Annotated in this window: 25 protein-coding genes; 19 read left to right on the top strand and 6 right to left on the bottom strand. The window is 66.4% G+C overall.

The annotated features are described in order from the left end of the window. Positions 1 to 36: 36 nt before the first annotated feature. Complete coding sequence (locus tag AC5P9W_RS06550; RefSeq protein ID WP_004152833.1) at positions 37 to 663, top strand: DUF47 domain-containing protein; 627 nt, start codon at positions 37 to 39, stop codon at positions 661 to 663. Between the two features lie 13 nt (positions 664 to 676). Next, positions 677 to 1,798 carry an inorganic phosphate transporter gene (locus tag AC5P9W_RS06555; protein ID WP_206622006.1) on the top strand — a complete coding sequence of 374 codons (1,122 nt, stop codon included), beginning with the start codon at positions 677 to 679 and terminating at the stop codon, positions 1,796 to 1,798. Positions 1,799 to 2,182: 384 nt separating this feature from the next. Here AC5P9W_RS06555 and AC5P9W_RS06560 read toward each other — a convergent pair whose 3' ends face one another. The 3 genes from AC5P9W_RS06560 to parE all read right to left on the bottom strand — a co-directional run bounded on the left by AC5P9W_RS06560 (position 2,183) and on the right by parE (position 6,411). After that, positions 2,183 to 3,679 (bottom strand): S10 family peptidase, encoded by a 1,497-nt coding sequence (locus AC5P9W_RS06560; protein WP_206621943.1) that lies wholly within the window; start codon positions 3,677 to 3,679, stop codon positions 2,183 to 2,185. A 110-nt stretch (positions 3,680 to 3,789) separates the two neighbouring features. Continuing rightward, positions 3,790 to 4,368 (bottom strand): GNAT family N-acetyltransferase, encoded by a 579-nt coding sequence (locus tag AC5P9W_RS06565; protein WP_021204093.1) that lies wholly within the window; start codon positions 4,366 to 4,368, stop codon positions 3,790 to 3,792. 153 nt (positions 4,369 to 4,521) lie between these two features. Further along, positions 4,522 to 6,411 carry a DNA topoisomerase IV subunit B gene (parE, locus tag AC5P9W_RS06570; RefSeq protein ID WP_019658886.1) on the bottom strand — a complete coding sequence of 630 codons (1,890 nt, stop codon included), beginning with the start codon at positions 6,409 to 6,411 and terminating at the stop codon, positions 4,522 to 4,524. A gap of 170 nt (positions 6,412 to 6,581) precedes the next feature. Between parE and AC5P9W_RS06575 the strand changes: the two genes are divergently transcribed. The 10 genes from AC5P9W_RS06575 to truD all read left to right on the top strand — a co-directional run bounded on the left by AC5P9W_RS06575 (position 6,582) and on the right by truD (position 14,475). Beyond that, a complete protein-coding gene (locus AC5P9W_RS06575) occupies positions 6,582 to 6,815 on the top strand; it encodes a hypothetical protein (protein ID WP_019658885.1) in 234 nt (77 codons plus the stop codon). A gap of 400 nt (positions 6,816 to 7,215) precedes the next feature. Then, on the top strand, positions 7,216 to 8,880 hold the full coding sequence (gene pyrG, locus AC5P9W_RS06580; RefSeq protein ID WP_005416023.1) for a CTP synthase: 1,665 nt from the start codon (positions 7,216 to 7,218) through the stop codon (positions 8,878 to 8,880). 89 nt (positions 8,881 to 8,969) lie between these two features. Beyond that, positions 8,970 to 9,800: a 3-deoxy-8-phosphooctulonate synthase gene (gene kdsA, locus AC5P9W_RS06585; protein WP_019658884.1), complete on the top strand. Its 831-nt coding sequence runs from the start codon at positions 8,970 to 8,972 to the stop codon at positions 9,798 to 9,800. Next, a complete protein-coding gene (locus AC5P9W_RS06590; RefSeq protein ID WP_206621944.1) occupies positions 9,797 to 10,144 on the top strand; it encodes a hypothetical protein in 348 nt (115 codons plus the stop codon). The genes kdsA and AC5P9W_RS06590 overlap by 4 nt, the downstream gene beginning before the upstream one ends. After that, complete coding sequence (locus tag AC5P9W_RS06595) at positions 10,144 to 10,473, top strand: hypothetical protein (RefSeq protein ID WP_019658882.1); 330 nt, start codon at positions 10,144 to 10,146, stop codon at positions 10,471 to 10,473. Before AC5P9W_RS06590 ends, AC5P9W_RS06595 begins: the two co-directional genes overlap by 1 nt. 96 nt (positions 10,474 to 10,569) lie before the next feature. After that, a complete protein-coding gene (eno, locus tag AC5P9W_RS06600; RefSeq protein WP_014036739.1) occupies positions 10,570 to 11,862 on the top strand; it encodes a phosphopyruvate hydratase in 1,293 nt (430 codons plus the stop codon). A 4-nt stretch (positions 11,863 to 11,866) separates the two neighbouring features. Beyond that, positions 11,867 to 12,220, top strand: a complete 354-nt coding sequence (gene ftsB, locus AC5P9W_RS06605; RefSeq protein ID WP_019658881.1) for a cell division protein FtsB — start codon at positions 11,867 to 11,869, stop codon at positions 12,218 to 12,220. Continuing rightward, entirely contained in the window at positions 12,217 to 12,915 is a 699-nt protein-coding gene (gene ispD / locus AC5P9W_RS06610; protein WP_019658880.1) for a 2-C-methyl-D-erythritol 4-phosphate cytidylyltransferase, read from the top strand. The genes ftsB and ispD overlap by 4 nt, the downstream gene beginning before the upstream one ends. 34 nt (positions 12,916 to 12,949) lie before the next feature. Continuing rightward, entirely contained in the window at positions 12,950 to 13,447 is a 498-nt protein-coding gene (gene ispF, locus AC5P9W_RS06615) for a 2-C-methyl-D-erythritol 2,4-cyclodiphosphate synthase (RefSeq protein WP_021204089.1), read from the top strand. Further along, positions 13,444 to 14,475 (top strand): tRNA pseudouridine(13) synthase TruD, encoded by a 1,032-nt coding sequence (gene truD / locus AC5P9W_RS06620; protein WP_111103050.1) that lies wholly within the window; start codon positions 13,444 to 13,446, stop codon positions 14,473 to 14,475. Before ispF ends, truD begins: the two co-directional genes overlap by 4 nt. A 123-nt stretch (positions 14,476 to 14,598) precedes the next feature. On the opposite strand, the gene AC5P9W_RS06625 is transcribed toward truD, so the two are convergent. Next, on the bottom strand, positions 14,599 to 15,138 hold the full coding sequence (locus tag AC5P9W_RS06625) for a Smr/MutS family protein (RefSeq protein WP_111103041.1): 540 nt from the start codon (positions 15,136 to 15,138) through the stop codon (positions 14,599 to 14,601). A gap of 209 nt (positions 15,139 to 15,347) precedes the next feature. Between AC5P9W_RS06625 and surE the strand changes: the two genes are divergently transcribed. Genes surE through AC5P9W_RS06645 form a run of 4 tightly spaced genes read left to right on the top strand, consistent with a single transcriptional unit; the run spans position 15,348 to position 18,216 of the window. Continuing rightward, positions 15,348 to 16,127 carry a 5'/3'-nucleotidase SurE gene (surE, locus tag AC5P9W_RS06630; RefSeq protein WP_019658877.1) on the top strand — a complete coding sequence of 260 codons (780 nt, stop codon included), beginning with the start codon at positions 15,348 to 15,350 and terminating at the stop codon, positions 16,125 to 16,127. Next, positions 16,124 to 16,801, top strand: coding sequence for a protein-L-isoaspartate(D-aspartate) O-methyltransferase (locus AC5P9W_RS06635; RefSeq protein WP_010485977.1), 678 nt, complete (start codon positions 16,124 to 16,126; stop codon positions 16,799 to 16,801). Before surE ends, AC5P9W_RS06635 begins: the two co-directional genes overlap by 4 nt. 18 nt (positions 16,802 to 16,819) lie before the next feature. Next, entirely contained in the window at positions 16,820 to 17,434 is a 615-nt protein-coding gene (locus AC5P9W_RS06640) for a YqaA family protein (RefSeq protein WP_019658876.1), read from the top strand. After that, on the top strand, positions 17,431 to 18,216 hold the full coding sequence (locus AC5P9W_RS06645; protein ID WP_206621945.1) for a peptidoglycan DD-metalloendopeptidase family protein: 786 nt from the start codon (positions 17,431 to 17,433) through the stop codon (positions 18,214 to 18,216). The genes AC5P9W_RS06640 and AC5P9W_RS06645 overlap by 4 nt, the downstream gene beginning before the upstream one ends. A gap of 139 nt (positions 18,217 to 18,355) precedes the next feature. Here AC5P9W_RS06645 and AC5P9W_RS06650 read toward each other — a convergent pair whose 3' ends face one another. Continuing rightward, positions 18,356 to 18,730: an Mth938-like domain-containing protein gene (locus AC5P9W_RS06650; RefSeq protein ID WP_180832956.1), complete on the bottom strand. Its 375-nt coding sequence runs from the start codon at positions 18,728 to 18,730 to the stop codon at positions 18,356 to 18,358. A 13-nt stretch (positions 18,731 to 18,743) separates the two neighbouring features. After that, on the bottom strand, positions 18,744 to 19,049 hold the full coding sequence (gene yhbY / locus AC5P9W_RS06655) for a ribosome assembly RNA-binding protein YhbY (RefSeq protein ID WP_019658872.1): 306 nt from the start codon (positions 19,047 to 19,049) through the stop codon (positions 18,744 to 18,746). 65 nt (positions 19,050 to 19,114) lie between these two features. On the opposite strand from yhbY, the gene rlmE reads away from it, so the two are divergent. The 3 genes from rlmE to AC5P9W_RS06670 all read left to right on the top strand — a co-directional run bounded on the left by rlmE (position 19,115) and on the right by AC5P9W_RS06670 (position 22,038). Beyond that, positions 19,115 to 19,747 carry a 23S rRNA (uridine(2552)-2'-O)-methyltransferase RlmE gene (gene rlmE, locus AC5P9W_RS06660; RefSeq protein WP_005409014.1) on the top strand — a complete coding sequence of 211 codons (633 nt, stop codon included), beginning with the start codon at positions 19,115 to 19,117 and terminating at the stop codon, positions 19,745 to 19,747. 69 nt (positions 19,748 to 19,816) lie between these two features. Then, positions 19,817 to 21,751, top strand: coding sequence for an ATP-dependent zinc metalloprotease FtsH (gene ftsH, locus AC5P9W_RS06665; RefSeq protein ID WP_058980127.1), 1,935 nt, complete (start codon positions 19,817 to 19,819; stop codon positions 21,749 to 21,751). Between the two features lie 101 nt (positions 21,752 to 21,852). After that, positions 21,853 to 22,038 (top strand): hypothetical protein, encoded by a 186-nt coding sequence (locus AC5P9W_RS06670; protein ID WP_019658870.1) that lies wholly within the window; start codon positions 21,853 to 21,855, stop codon positions 22,036 to 22,038. Positions 22,039 to 22,524 lie beyond the last annotated feature (486 nt).

Here is a 22,524-nt window from a genome sequence, read left to right on the forward strand (position 1 = left end):
GTGCCGTCCTTCCCGCGACGGCTGACAGGTTTCTCAATGTTCTCTCTGCAGACCATTTTCGGTTCCGGCAAACAGTTCTACACCCTGCTCGATGAGGCTGCTGTCGCGGCTTCCGATGCCGCCAAGGCGCTGCATTCCATGCTGCGCGAGGCCGACCGCCAGCCCGCGCTGGACGCCTTCAAGCTGGCCCGCCTGCGCGAACGCGCGGCCTCTGACAAGATCAGCCAGGCGCTGGTGGACAGCTTCATGACCCCCATCGAGCGCGAAGACATCGAAGCGCTGGGTTCGGCCCTGTACAAGATTCCGAAGCAGATCGAGAAGTTCGCCGATCGCTATTCGCTGGCCACGACCCACCTCGAGCACATCGACTTCGCGCCGCGCGCGGCGATGCTGGAGCAGGCCGCCGGCGTGGTGGTGGAGATGGTGGCCGACCTGCGCCACATGAACCTGGACCGGATGACCGCGCTGAACGAGAAGCTGCGCTCGCTGGAGAACGAGGCCGACCGCCTGATGCTCGAGCTGTACCGCGACATCTACTCCGGTCGCCTGGACAACCTGCAGATGTTCCTGCTGAAGGAATTCTTCGAGATCCTAGAGAAGGCCATCGACCGTTGCCGCGAGGCTGGCGTGGTGGCGTACCAGATCGTGTTGAAGAACAGCTGACGGACGCCGCCGCATGTTGACCCTTGTCCTGGTAGTGATCCTGGCCGCGCTCGTCTTCGAGTTCATCAACGGCTTCCACGACACTGCCAATTCCATTGCCACCGTAGTGGCGACCAAGGTGCTCTCGCCCGGCTGGGCGGTGATGCTGGCCGCCTTCATGAACCTCATCGGTGCGCTGACCGGTACGGCGGTGGCGCTGACCATCGCCTCGGGCCTGCTCAACACCAACGTGGTGGAAGTCACCCCGCAGGTGATCCTGTGCGCGCTGCTGGGCGGCATCATCTGGAACCTGATCACCTGGTGGAAGGGGCTGCCGTCCTCGTCCTCGCACGCGCTGATCGGCGGCCTCTGCGGCGCCGGCCTGGCTGCGGCCCACAACAACTGGGATGCCCTGATCTGGTCCGAGCGCCTGGGCAGCTGGGCGCAGAACAAGGGCCTGCTGTGGAAGGTGTTCGTGCCGATGATCACCTCGCCGATCGCCGGCTTCCTGCTCGGCATTGTGGTGATGGTGCTGCTGTGGGCGCTGATCGCCGGCCTGGCCAAGGTCGGTGGCGCCATCGGCCGCCTGGCCCGCCCGCGCATCGTCAATGCCTTCTTCGGCAAGGCGCAGATCGCCTCGGCGGCCTACATGGGCTTCGCCCACGGCCACAACGACGCGCAGAAGACCATGGGCATCATCGCGATGACCCTGATTGGTGCCGAAGCCACCGGCGCACTGAACGATCTCCCGTCCTGGCTGGCCTTCATGCACCCGGACGCGCACGCCGGTGACGGCATCGCCATGTGGATCGTGCTGACCTGCGCGGTGGTGATGGCGGCCGGTACCGCTTCGGGTGGCTGGAAAATCATCAAGACCCTGGGCCACAAGATGGTCAAGCTGCACCCGATCCACGGCTTCGCCGCGGAGACCAGCTCGGCCACCATCCTGACCCTGGCGGCCCACTTCGGCATGCCGGTCTCGACCACGCACAGCATCTCCACCGCGATCATGGGTGTCGGCTTCGCCAAGAACCCGCGTTCGCTGAAGTTCGGCGTGATCGAGCGCATCGTCTGGGCCTGGATCCTGACCATCCCGGCGGCCGGCGGCTGTGCGTACCTGATCCTGAAGCTGTTCGAACTGTTCGACTGGACCTGATCGCCACGCCAGGGTTGCAAACGAAAAAGCCCGCCATATCAGGCGGGCTTTTTCATGGGCAAAGAATTTTTCCGCATACAACGTGTCGACCAAGGTCGACACCTACCAGAGCAGAACCAGGGTCAGAGCCCGTTGCCAAACAACGGGATCCACCCCCGTGCCGACCAACAGCGCCCGGAAACTGTCGAAGGCGGGGTGGGGTGGGCAGGCGGGGGCGCAGAGCGCCATGGATGGCGCTCTACGAGGCACGCAGGAGCAGTTTTTGCCGTCCCCCGCCTGCCCATCCCACCCCGCCATCCCACGGAATCCAGGCCTTTGCAGTCGCAGCTGCAGTTGCAGTTGATCCAGCGGGTGCCGGGCCGCAGGCCCGGCCGCCACCACCCATCAATTGCGCTGGAACAGCGCCTTCACATCATTCCGGAACGCCGCCTGGCTGTCGGCCCGGCTGTAGAACATGTGCCCGCCCGGATAACTGCGCACCTGCACCCGGTCCGGATTGCTGCCCATCGTCGGCATCTGGTCCACGGTCAGGATCGACCCCATGAACGGGCACGACAGGTCGTTCCAGCCATGCACGATCAGCACCTGCAGATGCGGGTCGATCGCCACCGCCTGGCGCAGCTGGGTCACCGCGCCCTGGCGCAGCTCGCCATTGCGGTCCCACAGCCGGTTCACGTCGTAATTCAGCGCCTGGTAGCGCGCATCCACCTTCCAGCCGACCACGCGCGTCACGAAGTCGACCATCGCCGTGGTGGTCGGCGCAATGATGCTGTCCAGCAGCGGATCGTTGGCGCGCTGCTCCGGATCGTTCGGGAACGGATCGAACGCGGTCACGTTGGAATCGTAACGGCTGCCCAGCGTGCCCTTGTCGCGGAATACTTCGCGCAGGTAGGCCTGCGTTTCCAGGCGGCCACCGGCACGGCGCACGAACTGCGGCTCCAGGCCGGTCAGTTCGGTCACCCGGCGCAGCATCGCCTCGGTTGCCTGCGGATCGCTACGGCCTTTCATCAGGGCGGTGGCGTAGTCGCCACGGGTGTATTCCACTACTTCGCGCATCGCTGCATCGGTCAGTTTGCCCTGGCGCTCCAGGTGCGCGGCGGCGATCGACGGCAGGGTCTGCATCCACGCCATCGGCGAGACATCGGCGTTGTCTTCCAGGGTCGGGCTCAGGTACGGCGAGACCAGTACCAGGCCGTTCATCGCCACGCCCAGCCGGGTCTGCAGGTAGTGGGTGATGCGCGGGCCGCGATAGCCGCCGTAGCTCTCGCCAGTCAGGTACTTGCGCGACGCCATGCGCTGGTTGCGCAGCAGCCAGTCGTAGATCGAGCGTGACAGGTATTCGATGTCGGCGCTGGGGTTGTACAGTGCCTTCTTCGCTTCATCGTCGCCGATCCGCGCGCGGCTGAAGCCGGTGCCGACCGGATCGATGAACACCAGGTCGGTGAAGTCCAGCCAGGTGCCGGGGTTGTCGTGCAGCGTGGCCGGCGCCGACGCGCTGTCACCCTCGGAGCCGAAGGTCACCACCTTGGGCCCGATCGCGCCCATGTTGAGGTACACCGACGACGCACCGGGGCCGCCATTGAGTGCGAAGGTCACCGGCCGGTCCTTGCCCGGCATCGTGTAGGCGGTGAACACCACATCGGCGATCACCTTGCCCTTGGCATCGCGTACCGGCAGGGTGCCGACGGTGGCGGTGTAGTCCAGGGTGCGGCCGGCCAGGCGCATGCTCTGGCGGGCTGAGGCGTCTGCGGGCAACGCAGGTGCCTCGGTCTTGTCGTCTTTCGGATCGGGCTTGGCGTCGGCATCAGGCGCGGCCAGTACGCTGGCTGGGGCGATGAGCAGGCCGACGCAGAGCGCGGCAGTGTGCAGCAGGGACTTCATGGCACCGGGTGGGCAGCGGAAGGGGATTCCGATGCTAGGCCGGTGGCGGCCCATGTCGTATGTGTCCAAAGGCATGGCCGTGCGTTGAGCCCGCTACTGGCCAGATTGGGTCAAGCGGGCAGGGTGGCGGCCGCTTCGTCATCGGCCAGCAGGCCATAGACGGCCGAGTCGGCCAGTTCCCCCTGGATCCGCCAGCGCTGGCGCAGCACTCCCTCGCGGCGGAAGCCCAGGCGTTCGAGCACGTGCGCGGAGGGTGCGTTGCGCGGGTCGATCTCGGCTTCCACGCGATGCAGGTGGAGGGTGCCGAACAGGTAGGCCAGTACCTGCTGCAGGGCCTCGTGCATGTAGCCCAGGCCTTGGCGATCCGGTGCCAGCAGGTAGCCGATCTCGGCGCGTGCCGCATCGCGGTCCAACGCAAACACCACGCAGATGCCCAGCAACGGGCCGTCCAGCGTTTCGCGCACGGCCAGCTTGAGCTGGGTGCCGGTGGCCTGTGCCGCCAGGTCATCGTCGATCTGCGCGCGTGCCTCGGACGGTCGTGTCCATGCAGGATGGTTCCAGAACCGCATCACGTCCGGATCGGACTGGATTGCGAACAGGGCGGCCGCATCGTCGCGGCGGATCGGGCTCAGGACGAGGCGCGCGCTGTGCAGCGGCAGGCCGGGAAACAGCAGGGAGTGGCTGGCCAATACGTTGGTCCACACGGATGGACGCGCATTATGGCTCCGCCGGGTTTGCCGATGGGGGTGGGATCTCTGTAGAGCCGAGCCGATGCTCGGCTGCCCGGCACGGCGTGGAATGCAGCCGAGCGTGGGCTCGGCTCTACAGGAGGGCTGCGGGAGTCAGACTTCCAGCGAAGCCAGGTCGCCCTTCGACTCCAGCCAGCCCTTGCGGTCGGAGGCGCGCTTCTTGGCCAGCAGCATGTCCATCAGCGAACTTGTCTGCTCGCGATCGTCCACGGTCAGCTGCACCAGCCGGCGCGTATCGGGGTGGATGGTCGATTCACGCAGCTGAGGCGGGTTCATCTCGCCCAAGCCCTTGAAGCGGGTCACGTTGATGGCGCCCTTGATCTTCTCGCGTTCGATCTTGTCCAGCATCGAGCGCTTTTCTTCCTCGTCCAGGGCATAGAACACCTGCTTGCCCACGTCGATGCGGAACAGTGGCGGCATGGCCACGAACACGTGGCCGGCATCGACCAGCGCAGGGAAGTGCCTGAGGAACAGCGCGGTCAGCAGTGTTGCGATGTGCAGGCCGTCGGAGTCCGCGTCGGCCAGGATGATGACCTTGCCGTAGCGCAGGCCGCTGATGTCGTCCTTGCCCGGGTCGCAGCCGATCGCGATCGCCAGGTTGTGCACTTCTTCCGAGGCCAGCACGCTGTTGGAGGAAACCTCCCAGGTGTTCAGGATCTTGCCGCGCAACGGCATGATGGCCTGGAAATCCTTGTCGCGGGCCTGCTTGGCGCTGCCGCCTGCCGAATCACCTTCCACCAGGAACAGCTCGGTGCGCGACAGGTCCTGGCTGATGCAGTCGGCCAGCTTGCCGGGCAGGGCCGGGCCCTGGGTGACCTTCTTGCGGACGACCAGCTTTTCGGTCTTCAGACGGGCGCTGGCGCGCTCGATGGCGATCTGCGCGATCTTCTCGCCCAGCTCCACGTTCTGGTTGAGCAGCAGGCTGAAGGCATCATGGGCGGCACCTTCGATGAAGCCGGCCGCCTGGCGTGAGGACAGGCGTTCCTTGGTCTGGCCGCTGAACTGCGGGTCGGTCATCTTCAGCGACAGCACGAACGACACGCGGTCCCACACGTCTTCCGGGGCCAGCTTGACGCCACGCGGCAGCAGGTTGCGGAAGTCGCAGAACTCGCGCAGCGCCTCGGTCAGGCCGGTACGCAGGCCGTTGACATGGGTGCCGTGCTGGGCGGTGGGGATCAGGTTGACGTAGCTTTCCTGCACCAGCTCGCCTTCCGGCAGCCAGGCCACTGCCCAGTCCACGACCTCGGTGTCCTTCTTCAGGCTGCCGACGAACAGCTCGGCCGGCAGCATCTCGCGATCACCCAGCTCCAGCTTCAGGTAATCGCGCAGGCCGTCTTCGTAGTACCAGGTATCGACTTCACCGGTGGCTTCATCGGTCAGCTTCACGGTCAGGCCCGGGCACAGCACGGCCTTGGCGCGCAGCAGGTGCTTGAGCGCGCGCACCGCGAACTTCGGCGTATCGAAGTACTTCGGGTCCGGCCAGAAGCGCACGCGGGTACCGGTGTTCTTCTTGCCGACGCTGCCAACTACTTCCAGCGGTGTGGCGCGGTCGCCATTGCGGAAGGTGATGCGGTGTTCGGCACCGTCGCGCTTGATGTGCACTTCCACCAGGGTCGACAGCGCGTTGACCACGCTGACGCCGACGCCGTGCAGACCACCGGAGAAGGTGTAGTTGTTGTTGCTGAACTTGCCGCCGGCATGCAGGCGGGTGAGGATCAGCTCGACGCCCGGGATCTTTTCTTCGGGATGGATGTCCACCGGCATGCCGCGGCCGTCATCGCTGACCTCCACGCTGCCGTCCTTGTACAGGGTGATCTCGATCGAGCGGGCGTGGCCGGCGAGGGCCTCGTCCACCGAGTTGTCGATCACTTCCTGCGCCAGGTGGTTCGGGCGCGCGGTGTCGGTATACATGCCGGGACGGCGCTTGACCGGGTCAAGGCCGGACAGGACTTCAATATCGGCGGCGTTATAACGGGCGTTCATCTGTCTTCGAAAGCTTGGAGCGACGGGCAAGTGTGGGGTCTGGCACGGGATTTTGCACGCCTGCGGTTCAGTCTCGGCGACGCAGAGGGGGTAAAATGGCAGCCGCTGGAATCTGAACGCCGGCGCTCCGTTGGATCAGAACGTCCAAGCCATACCGCGAGGAGGACTCCATGAAGAAGTTGCTGACCATTGCGATCCTGGCCGCTGCCGCCGTTGCAGTGCCGCTGGTGGTGGCGCAGAACGCCGGCCAGTCGGCCCCGCAACAGGGTGATCAGGCCGACAAGGCCCAGGCCGAGGCCGATGCAAAGGCCAAGCGCCGGGCCCAGGCCAATGCCCAGATGAAGGCGCAGGGCCAGCCGGCCCCGCAGCAGGAAGAGGAAGAGGAAGCGCGCAAGAAGCGCTGATCCTGCAGCCTGCCAGGCGCCCTTGCGACAAGGGTTGCGCACCGGAACGCCCCGCTCAGCGGGGCGTTTCTTTTTGGGAACGTGGCGTCTGCCCCTTGGGTTGGCGGCCATCAATCTGTAAACTATGGCTTTCCGGGAGTAAGTGCGTGTCCACCATTTGCGAATGGGCTGGAGCGGCCAAGCGTGGCTTCCAGCATGGCGGGTCGCAGGTGACGGTCGATTTGGCCGGCACGGCCGCCCCGACCTCGCACGATGGTTCCGGTCCGGCGCCTGCCGCCGCACGGATCCGCACCTCCCTCGCTGCCTCAGCGAACCGGAAAACCCCCTCTGAGCACCATGCCCGCCCACCGGGTGCGCGTGGTGCTGCCGTTTTCCATTTCCAGACAGGATGCTTGCAGCCATGACTCCCTTGATTTTCGTAACCGGCGGCGTGGTGTCCTCGCTCGGCAAAGGCATTGCCGCCGCGTCGCTGGCCGCCATTCTTGAAGCCCGTGGCCTGAAGGTCACGATGATGAAGCTCGACCCGTACATCAACGTCGACCCGGGCACCATGAGCCCGTTCCAGCACGGTGAGGTCTACGTCACCGACGACGGCGCGGAGACCGACCTCGACCTGGGCCACTACGAGCGCTTCGTGCGCACCCGCCTCAGCCGCAAGAACTCGGTCACCACCGGGCGCATCTACGAGAACGTGATCCGCAAGGAGCGCCGCGGCGACTACCTGGGCGCGACCGTGCAGGTCATTCCGCACATCACCGACGAGATCCGTCGCTGCATCGACGAAGCCACCGAAGGCTACGACGTGGCACTGGTCGAGATCGGCGGCACCGTGGGCGACATCGAGTCGCTGCCGTTCCTGGAGGCGATCCGCCAGGTGCGCACCGAACGTGGCCCGGAGAAGGCGCTGTTCATGCACCTCACCCTGGTGCCGTACATCGGTGCCGCCGGTGAGCTGAAGACCAAGCCGACCCAGCACTCGGTGAAGGAACTGCGCTCGATCGGCATCCAGCCGGACGTGCTGTTGTGCCGTTCAGAACAGGCGGTGCCGGATTCGGAGCGTCGCAAGATCGCCCAGTTCACCAACGTCTCCGAGCGTGCAGTGATCAGCGTGCCGGACGTGGACGTGCTGTACCGCATCCCGTCCGGCCTGCATGCACAGGGCCTGGACGAAATCGTGGTGAACCAGCTGAAGCTGGCCGACAAGGCCGGTCCGGTCGATCTTTCGATGTGGGAAGACGCGGTCGACGCGACCCTGCACCCGCTGGACGAAGTGACCATCGCCGTGGTCGGCAAGTACGTCGATCACCAGGATGCCTACAAGTCGGTCGGCGAGGCACTGAAGCACGGTGGCCTGCGCCAGCGCACCAAGGTCAACCTGAAGTGGCTGGAAGCACAGGACCTGGAAGGCACCGACATGGCTGCACTGGCCGATGTCGACGGCATCCTGGTACCGGGTGGCTTCGGTGACCGCGGCTTTGAAGGCAAGGTGCTGACCTCGAAGTTCGCCCGCGAGCAGCAGGTGCCGTACTTCGGCATCTGCTACGGCATGCAGGCGGCAGTGGTCGATTACGCGCGCAACGTGGTCGGCCTGGAAGGTGCCAACAGCACCGAGAACGATCGCCAGTCGCCGAACCCGGTGATCGGCCTGATCACCGAATGGCGCACCGCCAGCGGCGATGTCGAGAAGCGTGACGACAAGAGCGACCTCGGCGGCACCATGCGCCTGGGCCTGCAGGAACAACGCCTGAAGCCGGGCACGCTGGCCCGCGAGCTGTACGGCAAGGACGTGGTCGCCGAGCGCCACCGCCACCGCTACGAGTTCAACAACCGCTACCGCACCCAGCTGGAAGATGCGGGCCTGGTGATCGCCGGCAAGTCGATGGACGACACCCTGGTGGAAGTGGTCGAACTGCCGCGCGATGCCCACCCGTGGTTCCTGGCCTGCCAGGCGCACCCGGAATTCCTGTCCACGCCGCGCGACGGCCACCCGCTGTTCATCGGTTTCATCCGTGCCGCGCGCGAGCGCAAGGCGGGCGGCAAGCTGCTTTCCGAAGCGCGCGCCTGACTTGTGAATGGGGGCGTGGGCCCCCATCCTGCATGCTTCAACCCCCAGCGCACCGGCCCGGCCGGTGCTGCGGACAACAAGGAAACGCCATGAAACTGTGTGGATTCGAGGTCGGGCTGGACCAGCCCCTGTTCCTGATCGCCGGCCCCTGCGTGATCGAGTCGATGCAGTTGCAGCTCGATACCGCCGGCAAGCTGAAGGAGATCACCGGCAAGCTCGGCGTCAACTTCATCTTCAAGTCCAGCTTCGACAAGGCCAACCGCACCTCGGGCACCGCCTTCCGCGGCCCGGGCATGGAGGAGGGCCTGAAGGTCCTGGCCGAGGTCAGGAAGCAGATCGGCGTGCCGGTGCTCACCGACGTCCATGAGTACACCCCGATGGACGAAGTGGCCTCGGTGGTGGACGTGCTGCAGACCCCGGCGTTCCTGGTCCGCCAGACCGACTTCATCCGCAAGGTGTGCTCGGCCGGCAAGCCGGTCAACATCAAGAAGGGCCAGTTCCTGGCGCCTTGGGACATGAAGCCGGTCGTGGAGAAGGCCAAGGCCACCGGCAACGAGCAGATCATGGTCTGCGAGCGTGGTGCCAGCTTCGGCTACAACAATCTGGTCAGCGACATGCGTTCGCTGGCGGTGATGCGCGAGACCGGTTGCCCGGTGGTGTTCGACGCTACCCATTCGGTGCAGCTGCCGGGCGGGCAGGGCACCAGTTCCGGTGGCCAGCGTGAGCACGTGCCGGTGCTGGCCCGTGCCGCCGTGGCGGTAGGCATTTCCGGCCTGTTCGCCGAGACCCATCCGGACCCGTCCAAGGCCCTCTCCGATGGCCCCAATGCGTGGCCGCTGGACCAGATGGAAGCCCTGCTCGAGACCCTGATGGAACTGGACGCGGTGACCAAGAAGCACGGCTTCTCGCGCTTCGCGTGAGTCGTGACCCGTGGCTGGCGCTGGAAAACCAGCGCCGCCGCCGGCACTGGAAACAGTGGCCCTGGGGCCTGATCGCACTGGGCCTGGCCGTGCTGTTCACCGTGGGCATGTTCGGTCTGGTGCTGATCGGCGCCGCGTCAGTGCGCCCACCAGGTGATGGCGACAGCGCGCTCAATCTGCGCGTGTACTTCATTGCGCTGCTGGTTGCAGAGCTGGTCGGCGCCGTGGGATGCGTCGCTGCCGCCGTACTGGCCTGGCGCCTGAACCGTGGCAAGGTGGCCGCCGGGTTGGCGATCATCCTGCTGTCGCTGTGGCTTGGCGCCCTGTTCTACGGACTGTTCTGATGAATGCGACCCTGGCAACCCGTGATCGGCCCTGGGGCCTGATCGCGCTGGCGCTGGCTGTTCTTGCCTGGGCCGGCCTGGTGGCAGCTGTATTCGCCTTCGCCGCCAGTTTCGGTTCGCCCGGGGATGGCAGCCATGGCATGCAGGCCATGCAGTACTGGATCTGGGCTGCACTGGCCATGCTCGTGCTGTCCTTCGTTGGCAGCCTGGTGGCGATGGTGATGGCCTGGCGTTGCCGCCGCGGCGGCGTAGTGGCGGCCATTGCTGGTGGCCTGCTGGTGGTGATGGTGTCGTTGATCCTGATGGTGATCGGGGCCACTCTGGCCTGACGGCGCCCACGCCATTTGGCAAGTGGCGGGCAGCCGGGGATAATCACGCGGCATTCGTTTTGTCGCCCCCTCTCCAGACAGGTAACCGGCCCGACCATGAGTACGATCCGCAGCATCCACGCCCGTGAAATCCTCGACAGCCGTGGCAACCCCACGCTGGAAGCCGAAGTCATCCTGGAGGACGGTTCGTTCGGTCGTGCCGCGGTTCCCTCCGGCGCCTCGACCGGCACCAAGGAAGCGGTCGAGCTGCGTGATGGCGACAAGACCCGTTACCTGGGCAAGGGCGTGCGCAAGGCCGTCGACAACGTCAACACCACCATCGCCAACGCGCTGAAGGGTTTTGAAGCCACCGACCAGGCCGGCCTCGACCGTCGCCTGATCGATCTTGATGGCACCGAGAACAAGGGCCGCCTGGGCGCCAACGCGCTGCTGGGTGTTTCGATGGCCGCCGCGCACGCCGCCGCTGCATCGAACAAGCAGGCGCTGTGGCAGTACCTGGCCGCCAAGACCGGCGTTACCCCGTCGCTGCCGGTGCCGATGATGAACATCATCAATGGTGGCGCGCACGCCGACAACAACGTGGACTTCCAGGAGTTCATGGTGCTGCCGGTCGGCTTCACCTCGTTCTCCGAAGCGCTGCGCGCCGGCACCGAAATCTTCCATTCGCTGAAGTCGGTGCTGAAGGGCCACGGCCTGAGCACGGCGGTGGGCGACGAAGGCGGTTTCGCGCCGGACTTCCGCAGCAACGTCGAAGCGCTGGACACCATCCTCGAAGCGATCGGCAAGGCCGGCTACACCGCCGGTGAAGACGTGCTGCTGGGCCTGGACGTGGCGTCCAGCGAATTCTTCGAGAACGGCAAGTACAACCTGGTCGGCGAGAACAAGCGCCTGACTTCCGAGCAGTTCGTCGACTTCCTCGCTGACTGGGCCGCGCAGTACCCGATCATCACGATTGAGGATGGCCTGGCCGAGAATGATTGGGCGGGTTGGAAGCTGCTGACCGACCGCATCGGCAAGAAGGTGCAGCTGGTCGGCGACGACCTGTTCGTGACCAACCCGAAGATCTTCCAGGAAGGCATCGACTCGGGCACCGCCAACGCGATCCTGATCAAGGTCAACCAGATCGGCACGCTAAGCGAAACCCTGGAAGCGATCGCCATGGCTGATCGTGCCGGCTACGCCGCCGTGGTTTCGCACCGCTCGGGTGAAACCGAAGACACCACCATCGCTGACATCGCCGTGGCTACCACCGCCACCCAGATCAAGACCGGCTCGCTGTGCCGCAGCGATCGCGTGGCCAAGTACAACCAGCTGCTGCGCATCGAGGAAGCCCTCGGCGCCGGCGCGCGTTACGCCGGTCGTGACGCGTTCGTTTCGCTGAAGCGCTGAGCCGATGCGCGACTGGCGCTGGATGCTGCTGGTGCTGGCCCTGTTGCTGGGCTGGCTGCAGTACCGCTTCTGGTTCGGTCCGGGCAATTCGGGTGAAGTGATGATGCTCGAAGCCCAGGTCGCCAACCAGGAGCGGGACAACGAGGGCCTGCAGCAGCGCAACGACGCGCTGGCCGCCGAAGTGAAGGACCTCAAGGAAGGCCAGTCCGCCATCGAGGAGCGCGCGCGCAGCGAGCTGGGCATGATCAAGCCTGGCGAGAAGTTCTACCGTGTGGTCGAGGATGCGCCGGTCCAACCGGCGCAACCTGCGGCAGGTGTCAGCGCCCAGGTCGGCGATCATCCGGCGGACGTGCCATGAGTGGGGCGATCTGGGTGGTGGTTCCGGCCGCCGGCCGTGGCGCCCGCTTCGGCGCACCGCTGCCCAAACAGTACCTGCAGGCCGGCGGGCAGATCCTGCTCGCCCATACCCTGGACGCGCTGCTGGCGCACCCGGCCGTGGCCGGCGCGATGGTGGTGATCGGACAGGACGACGGTGACTGGCCTGGCTGGAGTGAATGGGCCGGCAAGCCGGTGCTGACCTGCATCGGCGGCGCGACCCGTGCCGCCTCGGTGCTGGCCGGGCTGCAGGCCCTGCCGGACTCGGTGCGTGCCGATGAATTCGTGTTGGTCCACGATGCGGCGCGGCCGAACCTGTCACTTGCCGATCTTGGGCGGCTGCTTGAAGTCGGTCGTGCCGACCCGGTCGGGGCGATCCTGGCCGCACCGGTGCGCGACACCCTCAAGCGCGCGGGCGATGACGGTGGCATCGATGGCACCGAGCCGCGCGAGCGCCTGTGGCGTGCATTGACGCCGCAGCTGTTCCGCCGCCACCAGCTCAGCCGCGCGCTGTCCGAAGCCGCTGCCGCCGGTGTCGAAGTCACCGACGAGGCCATGGCCATGGAGCGCCAGGGCCAGCGCCCGCTGCTGGTGGAAGGCAGCGAGGACAACTTCAAGGTAACCACTCCGGCCGATCTCGACCGGTTCGAATTCGTACTTTCCCGTCGCGCCGGCTGATTGCCCGCGCGGCCCTGCTGCAAGGGTTGCATCCATGAGCACCGCACCGTTCCCGCCCGTCCGCATCGGCCAGGGCTACGACGTCCATGCCTTCGGTGAGGGCGATCACATCATGCTCGGTGGGGTGAACGTGCCGCACAGCTGTGGCGTGCTCGCGCACAGCGACGGCGACGTGATCCTGCATGCCCTGTGCGACGCGATGCTCGGTGCGCTGGCGCTGGGTGACATCGGCCAGCACTTCCCGCCGAGTGATGACCGCTGGAAGGGCGCTGACAGCAGCGATTTCGTCCGCCATTGCGACAGCCTGCTGCGCGAGCGTGGCTGGCGCGTCGGCAACACCGACATCACCGTGATCTGCGAGCGTCCGAAGGTCGGTCCGCATGCGCTGGCCATGCGTGAGCGCATCGGTGCGCTGCTGCAGCTGCCGCTGGATGCGGTCAGCGTCAAGGCCACCACCTCGGAGAAGCTGGGCTTTACCGGCCGTGGAGAAGGCATCGCCGCACAGGCGGTGGTGCTGCTGGTGGCGGCATGATCCCGCTGCCGCTTGCGTTTGGTGCGCCGTTGCTGTCGGCGCGCATCCGCACCACGCCGGAAGATTTCCAGGTCGACGAGTTGCCGGCGTTCGAGGCCACTGGCGAGGGCGAGCACCTGCTGCTGCACATCCGCAAGCGCGGTGCCAACACCGTGCATGTGGCCAAGCTGCTGGCCAAGTGGGCCGGCCTGCCGGAAATGGCGGTGAGCTACGCCGGCATGAAGGACCGCCATGCGGTCACCACCCAGCGCTTCAGCGTGCACCTGCCCAAGCGCATTGCACCGGATCTGGCCGAGCTGGACAGTGATGAGATCGAAGTGCTCGAAGCCACCTGGCACAACCGCAAGCTGCAGCGCGGCGCCTTGGCCGGCAACCGCTTCAAGCTGGTGCTGCGCCAGGTGCGGGGCGATGCTGCAGCGATCAGTGAGCGTTTGCAGCAGATTGCCAGCCGGGGCCTGCCGAACTGGTTCGGTGAGCAGCGCTTCGGCCGCGACGGCGGCAACGTGCCGGCCGCATTGGCGATGTTCGGGGGCCGCCGCATGCGCAAGGACCAGCGTTCGCTGCTGTTGTCTGCCGCCCGTTCGGCGCTGTTCAACCGCGTGCTGGCCGCGCGCGTGGAGCAGGGCAGCTGGGATCAGCCACTGGAGGGCGAAGTGTGGATGCTGGACGGCAGTCGCAGCGTGTTCGGCCCCGAGCCGTACACCGACGTGCTGGCCGAGCGCCTCGCGCGGTTCGACATCCATCCCAGCGCACCGTTGTGGGGCGAAGGCGAGCTGCGCAGCGCCGACGCTGCACGTGAGCTGGAGCTGGCCGCGCTGGACGACGAGGAATCGAAGGCGCTGCGCGCTGGCCTGGAAGACGCACGGTTGAAACAGGAGCGCCGCGCGCTGCGCCTGCGCCCGGCGCTGCTGCAGCATCAGTGGCTGGCCAGTGATGTACTGGAACTTTCGTTCGCGCTGCCGCCGGGCTGCTACGCCACCGCTGTACTGCACGAGCTGGGCCCGGTCGAAGACGCCTCGCAGGCCTGAGCAGGGCGCACGGTAGAGTCGACTGTCAGTCGACTTGCGCGCGCAGCGCGGGGTATTCGCTTGCCGCTGGAAGAGAAGTCGACTGACAGTCGACTCTACTTGGACTCATGGCGTCCCCTTTTTTCAGCGCCGCGCCAGCAGCACCAGTACCGCGCCGGTCCCGCCTTGTCCGGTCGGCGCTGAATGGAACGCCAGCACGTCGTTGCGCAGCCGCAGCAGGCGGTCAACCAGGTTCTTCAGCACCGGCGCACCGCCATCGGCTTGCAGGCCCTTGCCGTGGATGATGCGCACGCAGCCATATTCGTGTGCATGCGCTTCAAGCAGGAACTGGCGCAGCAGCGTCTCCGCCTGCGCGGCGGTGGCGCCGTGCAGGTCCAGCTCGTCCTGCACCGAGTACTGGCCACGCTTGAGGCGCTGGAACAGGCGTGGTGGCAGGTTGTCGCGTCGATAGCTGGCCACATCGCCGGCTTCCAGCGGGGTGCTGTCGCGCAGCAGCCGGGCGAACTCGCCGGCGGCGTCGGCCTCGTCACGTTCGGCCATCCGCGCACGCGGCTTCGGTCGCGGCGCGGCAGGTGCCGGCTCGGCATCCTTGCGCAGCGGCGTCACTTCGCCGATGGCCGCACGGAACAGCGCGGCGGGATCTTCGTCTTCAGGGTGCGACATGCGCACAGGGTAAACCGCCGACGCAGGTCTGCCTATGACGGTTCGATGTCGGCCGTGACCGCCGGCAGGGTAGGACCGGCGGCTCGCATGCGGCACAATAGACGATGCGCTTGCAGGGTCGACGGCTTCCGCAGGGGAGCGCGGCGGTCCCGCCCACACTGCACGGTGACGGAATCGAATTCTTGGAAAATCAAGCGGTTAAATCGAAGATGCGAATCCTGGTCAGCAATGACGATGGTGTCGACGCTGCAGGCATCCGGATGCTTGCCTCGGTCCTGCGCGAGGCTGGGCACGAGGTTACGGTGGTCGCACCCGACCGCGATCGCTCCGGCGCCAGCAACTCGCTGACGCTGGATCTGCCGATACGGCTCAAGCGCATCGACCATTACACCGTCTCGGTGGCCGGCACCCCGACCGACTGCGTGCACCTGGCGCTGACCGGCCTGCTTGAATTCGAGCCCGACATTGTCGTGTCCGGCATCAACAACGTCGCCAACCTCGGTGATGACGTGATCTATTCCGGCACTGTTTCGGCGGCGATGGAAGGTCGCTTCCTGGGCCTGCCCGCCGTGGCGGTGTCGCTGGTCAGCCGCAACCACGATCCGAAGCACTACGAAACCGCTGCGCGCGCCGCGGTCGAGATCGTTGCACGGCTCAAGGCCGACCCGCTGCCGGCCGACACCATCCTCAACGTCAACGTGCCGGACCTGCCGTGGAGCGAGGTCAAGGGCTTCGAGGTCACGCGCCTCGGCAACCGCCATCGTGCCGAAGGCTGCATCGCGCAGAAGGATCCACGCGGCAACGAGGTGTACTGGATCGGCCCGGCCGGCCGCGAGCAGGACTCCGGCCCGGGTACCGATTTCCACGCCGTGCGCACCGGCCACATCTCGATCACGCCGATCCAGGTCGACCTCACCCGCTACCAGGCGCTGGAGAAGGTGGCCAGCTGGGTCGGCGGCCTCAGCGCAGCCCTGGACCAGCCGGCATGAGCCCACGCCTGCGCCTGCAACCGGAAGCTGTGGGTATCGGCATGACCTCGCAGCGCGTGCGTGACCGTCTGGTCGACCGCCTGCGCGAAGCCGGCATCGTCGACGAGCCGACCTTGAACGCGATCCGGGTGGTGCCGCGCCATCTGTTCATCGACGAAGCGCTGGCCTCGCGTGCCTACGAGGATACCGCGCTGCCCATCGGCCACGGCCAGACCATCTCTCAACCCTGGGTGGTAGCGCGGATGACCGAAGCGGTCCTCCAGGTCGCGCCCAAGCGCGTGCTGGAAGTGGGCACCGGTTCCGGGTACCAGGCCGCCATCCTCGGTGCGCTGGGCCTGGAGGTCTACACCGTGGAGCGCATCGGCGACCTGCTGCGCCAGGCGCGCAAGCGCTTCCGTGCGCTGGGCATGAACATCCGCACCAAGCATGACGACGGTCGCGTCGGCTGGGCCGAGCACGGTCCCTTCGATGCCATCGTGGTCACTGCGGCGGCGCCGGCACTGGTCGACGCGCTGATCGAGCAGCTGGCCGAGGGCGGCCGGCTGGTGGCGCCGGTCGGTGGTCCCGGGGCGCAGTCGCTGGTGCAGCTGGACCGCAAGGCCGACGGCAGCATCGAACAACACGTGCTGGCGCCGGTCACCTTCGTGCCGCTGCTGTCTGGCATGCTCGACTAATCCACGGAGCAGGGTTGCATGAAGATTTTCGGGCCGCTGTACGAGCGGGCGATGAAGTGGGCGGCGCACGAACGCGCGCCGACCTACCTGACGGTGTTGAGTTTCTTCGAAGCGATCATTTTCCCGGTGATGCCGGAGGTGATGCTGGCGCCGATGTGCGTGGCCCAGCCCAAGCGCGGCTGGTGGTTCGCCACCCTCAGCCTGGCCGGCTCGATGCTCGGCGCGCTGGTTGGCTATGCACTGGGTCACTACGCCTTCGAGGCGATCAAGCCGCTGTTCGAAGCGCTGGGCATGCTGCCGGCGATCGAGCAGGGCATCACCACCGTGCAGGCGAAGATGGCCGAGTCGCCCTGGGCGGTGTTCACCTTCCTGGTGCTGGGCGGATTCATGCCCATCCCGATGAAGGTCTTCACGTGGGCATCGGGTATCGTCGGCGTACCCATGCCGCAGTACCTGCTGAGCATGCTGATCGGTCGCGGCAAGCGCGTGTTCGTGCTGGCCGCGGTCATCCGTATCGGTGGTGCGCGTGCCGAAGCCGCACTGCGTCGCTGGATTGAACCGCTGGGCTGGATCGCCACCGTGCTGGTGGTGGTGCTGATCGCCTGGCTTGTATGGAGGTCGAAGTTCGCATGAATCCTGATCGTCTGAGCAAGGGAGTGCGCATCGGCGCGCTGGCGTTGCTGGTTTCCACCCTGGCCGCCTGCGGTACCGCCACCGTGGTCCGCCCGGGAGGCGGCAGCGCCGGTGGCGGCGTGAGCACGCCGAAGACCTCGGTGCCCAAGCCCGGGCAGACCGTGGTGGTGCGCAAGGGCGACACCATCTATGCGCTGGCTCGCATCCATGACATCACCCCGGCCGACCTGATCGCCTGGAACCGCCTGGACAATCCGTCCACCATCTACCCCGGCCAGGTGATCCGCCTGTATCCGCAGGGGGCCACCAGCGGCCGTGCGCCGACCACGGTGGTCACCGCGCCGCGCCAGGGTGGCGGCAGTGCTGGCAGCACCGCACCGACGACGGCGCCGGTGGGGCCGGTGAAGAGCAACATTGCCTGGCGTTGGCCGGCCGACGGCGCGATTGTCGGCCGCTACGTGGCCGGTGACGCGACCAAGCAGGGCGTGGACATCGCCGGTACCAGCGGCCAGCCGGTAAAGGCCGCCGCCAATGGCGTGGTGGTGTATTCCGGTGCCGGCCTGGTCGGCTACGGCGAGCTGATCATCATCAAGCACAGCGACCAGTGGCTGTCGGCCTATGGCCACAACCGCAAGCGCCTGGTGAATGAAGGGCAGAGCGTGAAAGCCGGCGAGCAGATCGCCGAAATGGGCCGCACCGGTGCGAACCGCGACATGGTCCACTTCGAGATTCGCTACAACGGCAAGCCGGTCGACCCGCAGCAGTATCTGCCGGCGCGCTGACGCAGGCAGAGACGGGTAGCGCCGGGCCGTGCCCGGCGGCTTTCCGCGCCGCGATGCGGCGCCGCCCGGGCACGGGCTCGGGCGCTACAGAGTCAAGTGTGATCCAGGGTGGCGCCGGGCCATGTCCGGCGGCACCACGTCAGCCTTCGAGAATGAAGGCGGCGGCGACCTTGCGGCCTTCGCCGGCCAGGATGTTGAACGTACGCGCGGCGGCTGGATTGTTCATCACTTCCAGGCCGATGCCGCGTGACAGGCAGGCGGCCATCACCGCCGCCGGCGGGAACACCTGACGGTCACCCGTGCCGAGCACGATCAGCGCCGGGTTCAGCGCCAGGATCGGCTCCAGGTCAGCCAGCTGCAGCGCAGTGGCGCTCACCGCCGGCCATTGCGTGACCAGCTGGTCCGGGGTCAGGAAGAAACTGCTGCCCAGCAGCTGGTCATTGACCTTGGCCGAGCGGCCATCGGCGGCGCGCAGGCTGTAGGCGTAGTCCGGCGGTTCGTGGTTCAGCTGCATGGCAGTAGGCCGATCAGCCGCGCGGCAGCACGATCTGGCGCTGTTCCCTGCTCGGGCGGTACAGCACGGCGACGTGGCCGATGCGCTGCACCAGCGCGCTTTCGGTGGCTTCGACGATCTCGCCGATCATCACGTCACGGGCCTCGCGGTCTTCGGCAGCGACCTTCACCTTGACCAGCTCGTGGCGCTCCAGCACTTCGTTCAGCTCCGCAATGAAGGCCGGGGTCACACCCTTGCCGCCGGTCTGCAGCAGGGCCTTCAGGTCGTGGGCTTGGCCGCGCAGGAAACGGGTCTGGGAGGCGGTCAGGGCGATGGACATGCAGGAAAAGACGGTTGAATGGGGCGATCAGGGTATCATGAGGACCCCATCAGCCCCTATTTTCAATGGCTACCCGCAGCAAAAGCAGCCAGCGCTGGCTCAAGGAACACTTCTCCGACCCCTTCGTGAAGAAGGCCCAGGCCGAAGGCATGCGCTCGCGTGCCGCCTACAAGCTCGAAGAGCTGCTGGAACGTGACCGGTTGCTGAAGCCGCACATGGTGGTGGTCGACCTCGGCGCGGCCCCGGGCGGCTGGTCTCAACAGGTGCGGAGACAGATCGGCGATACCGGCCGGGTGCTGGCCCTGGATATCCTGGACATGCCGCCGCTGGCCGGCGTGGAGTTCCTTCATGGTGACTTCAGGGAAGAAGCCGTCCTATCGCAGTTTGAAGCCATGCTCGGGGACCAGCCGGTAGACCTTGTGCTGTCGGACATGGCCCCCAATAAGAGTGGTGTGGGTGCGGTCGACCAGCCGCGGATGATGCACCTGGCGGAGCTGGCCCTGGATTTTGCCGACAACCACCTCAAGACCGGTGGGGCGTTCCTGATCAAGCTGTTCCAGGGTGAAGGCTTTGACGACTACGTGCGCGACATGCGCCGCCGGTACGACAAGGTCTCCATCCGCAAGCCGGAAGCCTCGCGCAAGCGCTCTCCCGAGGTGTATGCCTTGGGTCAGGGAAAACGCGCCCACATGAAGTAAGCTCGCAATGTACGCAAGTTCGACCCCCACGCAACGCCAGCACTGAGAGGAACACCGGAGCCAATGAGGATGAACGACTTGACCAAGAACCTCCTGCTATGGGTGGTCGTCGCCGTCGTGCTGATGGTGGTCTTCCAGAGCTTCTCGCCGAAGTCCTCCGGAGCCGGCGCGCAGGGCGCGTCGTACTCGCAGTTCCTGGACCAGGTGGACAGCGGAAACGTGCAGAAGGTCGCCTTCGGCGGCGACATGCGCGGCGGCACCAGCCAGCTGACCTACACCACCCGCGGCGGGCAGACATCCACCATCACCGCACCGTTCGATCGCGACCTGATCAACGTGCTGCGCACCAAGAACGTGGAGATCGTGCAGGAGGAGCCGTCCAGCGGCATTTCCCTCGGCGCGATCCTGATGAATTTCCTGCCGGTCATCCTGATCATCGGCTTCTGGTTGTTCATCATGCGCCAGATGCAGGGCGGCGGTGGCGGTGCCAAGGGCGCGATGTCCTTCGGCAAGTCGCGCGCCAAGCTGCAGGGCGAGGACCAGATCAAGGTCACCTTCGCCGACGTCGCCGGCTGCGACGAGGCCAAGGAAGAAGTGGGCGAGCTGGTCGACTTCCTGCGCGACCCGTCCAAGTTCACCAAGCTGGGCGGCAAGATTCCGCGCGGCGTGCTGATGGTGGGCCCGCCGGGTACCGGCAAGACGCTGCTGGCCAAGGCCATTGCCGGCGAAGCCAAGGTGCCGTTCTTCTCGATCTCCGGTTCGGACTTCGTGGAAATGTTCGTCGGCGTCGGCGCCAGCCGCGTGCGCGACATGTTCGAGCAGGCCAAGAAGCATGCCCCGTGCATCATCTTCATCGATGAAATCGACGCTGTCGGCCGCCACCGTGGCGCCGGCCTGGGCGGCGGCCACGACGAGCGCGAGCAGACCCTGAACCAGCTGCTGGTCGAGATGGACGGTTTTGAAGGCGGCGAAGGCGTGATCGTGATCGCCGCGACCAACCGTCCGGACGTGCTGGACCCGGCGCTGCTGCGCCCGGGCCGTTTCGACCGCCAGGTCGTGGTCGGCCTGCCGGACGTGAAGGGCCGCGAGCACATCCTGAAGGTCCACATGCGCAAGCTGCCGCTGGCCGACGACGTCGAGCCGATGGTGATCGCGCGCGGTACCCCGGGCTTCTCCGGCGCCGACCTGGCCAACCTCTGCAACGAGGCCGCCTTGTTCGCTGCGCGTGGCAACGAGAAGGAAGTCCGCATGGACCACTTCGACCGTGCCCGCGACAAGATCCTGATGGGCGCCGAGCGCCGCTCGATGGCCATGAGCGAAGAGGAGAAGACCCTCACCGCCTACCACGAAGCCGGTCACGCCATTGTCGGCCGTCTGGTACCCGAGCATGATCCGGTCTACAAGGTCACGATCATTCCGCGTGGCCGTGCGCTGGGTGTGACCATGTACCTGCCGGAAGGCGACAAGTACTCGATGAACCGCGTCGCGATCCAGTCGCAGCTGTGCTCGCTGTACGGCGGCCGCGTCGCCGAAGAGCTGATTTTCGGCGAGGACAAGGTCACCACCGGTGCCTCCAACGACATCGAGCGTGCCACCAAGATGGCCCGCAACATGGTCACCAAGTGGGGCCTGTCCGAGCAGCTCGGTCCGATCGCCTATGGCGAAGAGGACGATGAGGTGTTCCTGGGCCGGTCGGTTACCCAGCACAAGAGCGTGTCCAACGACACGGCGCGCCGTATCGACGAGGAAGTGCGCAATATCCTCGACAAGGCCTACGCCCGTACTACCCAGCTGCTGACCGAGAACATCGACAAGCTGCACGCGATGTCCCAGCTGCTGCTGCAGTACGAGACCATCGATGCGCCGCAGATCGACGCGATCATGGAAGGTCGTGATCCGCCGCCGCCGGCGGGCTGGAGCAAGTCGAACAAGGACGGTGGCAACGACAAGGGCGGCGACGCCCGTCCGCTGCCGCCGATCGCGGGCCCGGCCGAATCGCACTGACGGTCCCCTGCAGGTGCACCAGACGAGGCCGGGGCAACCCGGCCTCGTCGTTTCCGGGCCACTGGCCCATCCCGAAGATCCGATCTGACGCTGGAGCCCGCATGTCCGCCCCGAAGCCCGAACCTATTTCCCACACCGCTGAAATGGTCATCGCCACCGTGGTCGGCGTGGGTGTGGGCCTTGGGGCCGACAACCTGCTGCTGGGCTGCGTGGTGGGTATCGGTGTCGGCATTGTGCTGAGCATTGCCAGGACCCTGTACGTGGACCGCAAGCGCCGCCGCCACTGAGGAGGGGGCGGCAGGGCTGCGCCCTGCACCCGTGGTAGTGCCGGCCGCTGGCCGGCAACCTCAACAGCAACAGCGGGCTTTCCGTAGGATGGCGGGGCGGTGTCGGAGTGCGGGGACGCTGCAAGTACGTCCCTGTAAGCTTGGCAGCCGCATCCATGCGGCTGACACCCCGCCCTCCGACACCGCCCCACCTCTGATAGATTCCTGCTGCTGTTGGTAGGTGTCGACCTTGGTCGACACGTAGATCCACGCCATGCGTGGATGAATCTCCATCTAAATCGAACATCTCGATATCCGGGAGATCTGAGCCGAGCATGGCTCGGCTCTACAGAAAACAGGGCCCGACAGATCGTGGAAATCTGTCGAAGGCGGGGTGGGTCCGGTTGCGGGGGCGTGAGCCGCATGGGCCCGAGGCATGCCTCGGGCGGGTTGGGCAGGACGCCCAACCCCGGTCTTGCCGTGTGCGCAGGACAGCGCACACGAGCA

The organism is Stenotrophomonas sp. YJH_SMC_33, assembly GCF_059372295.1.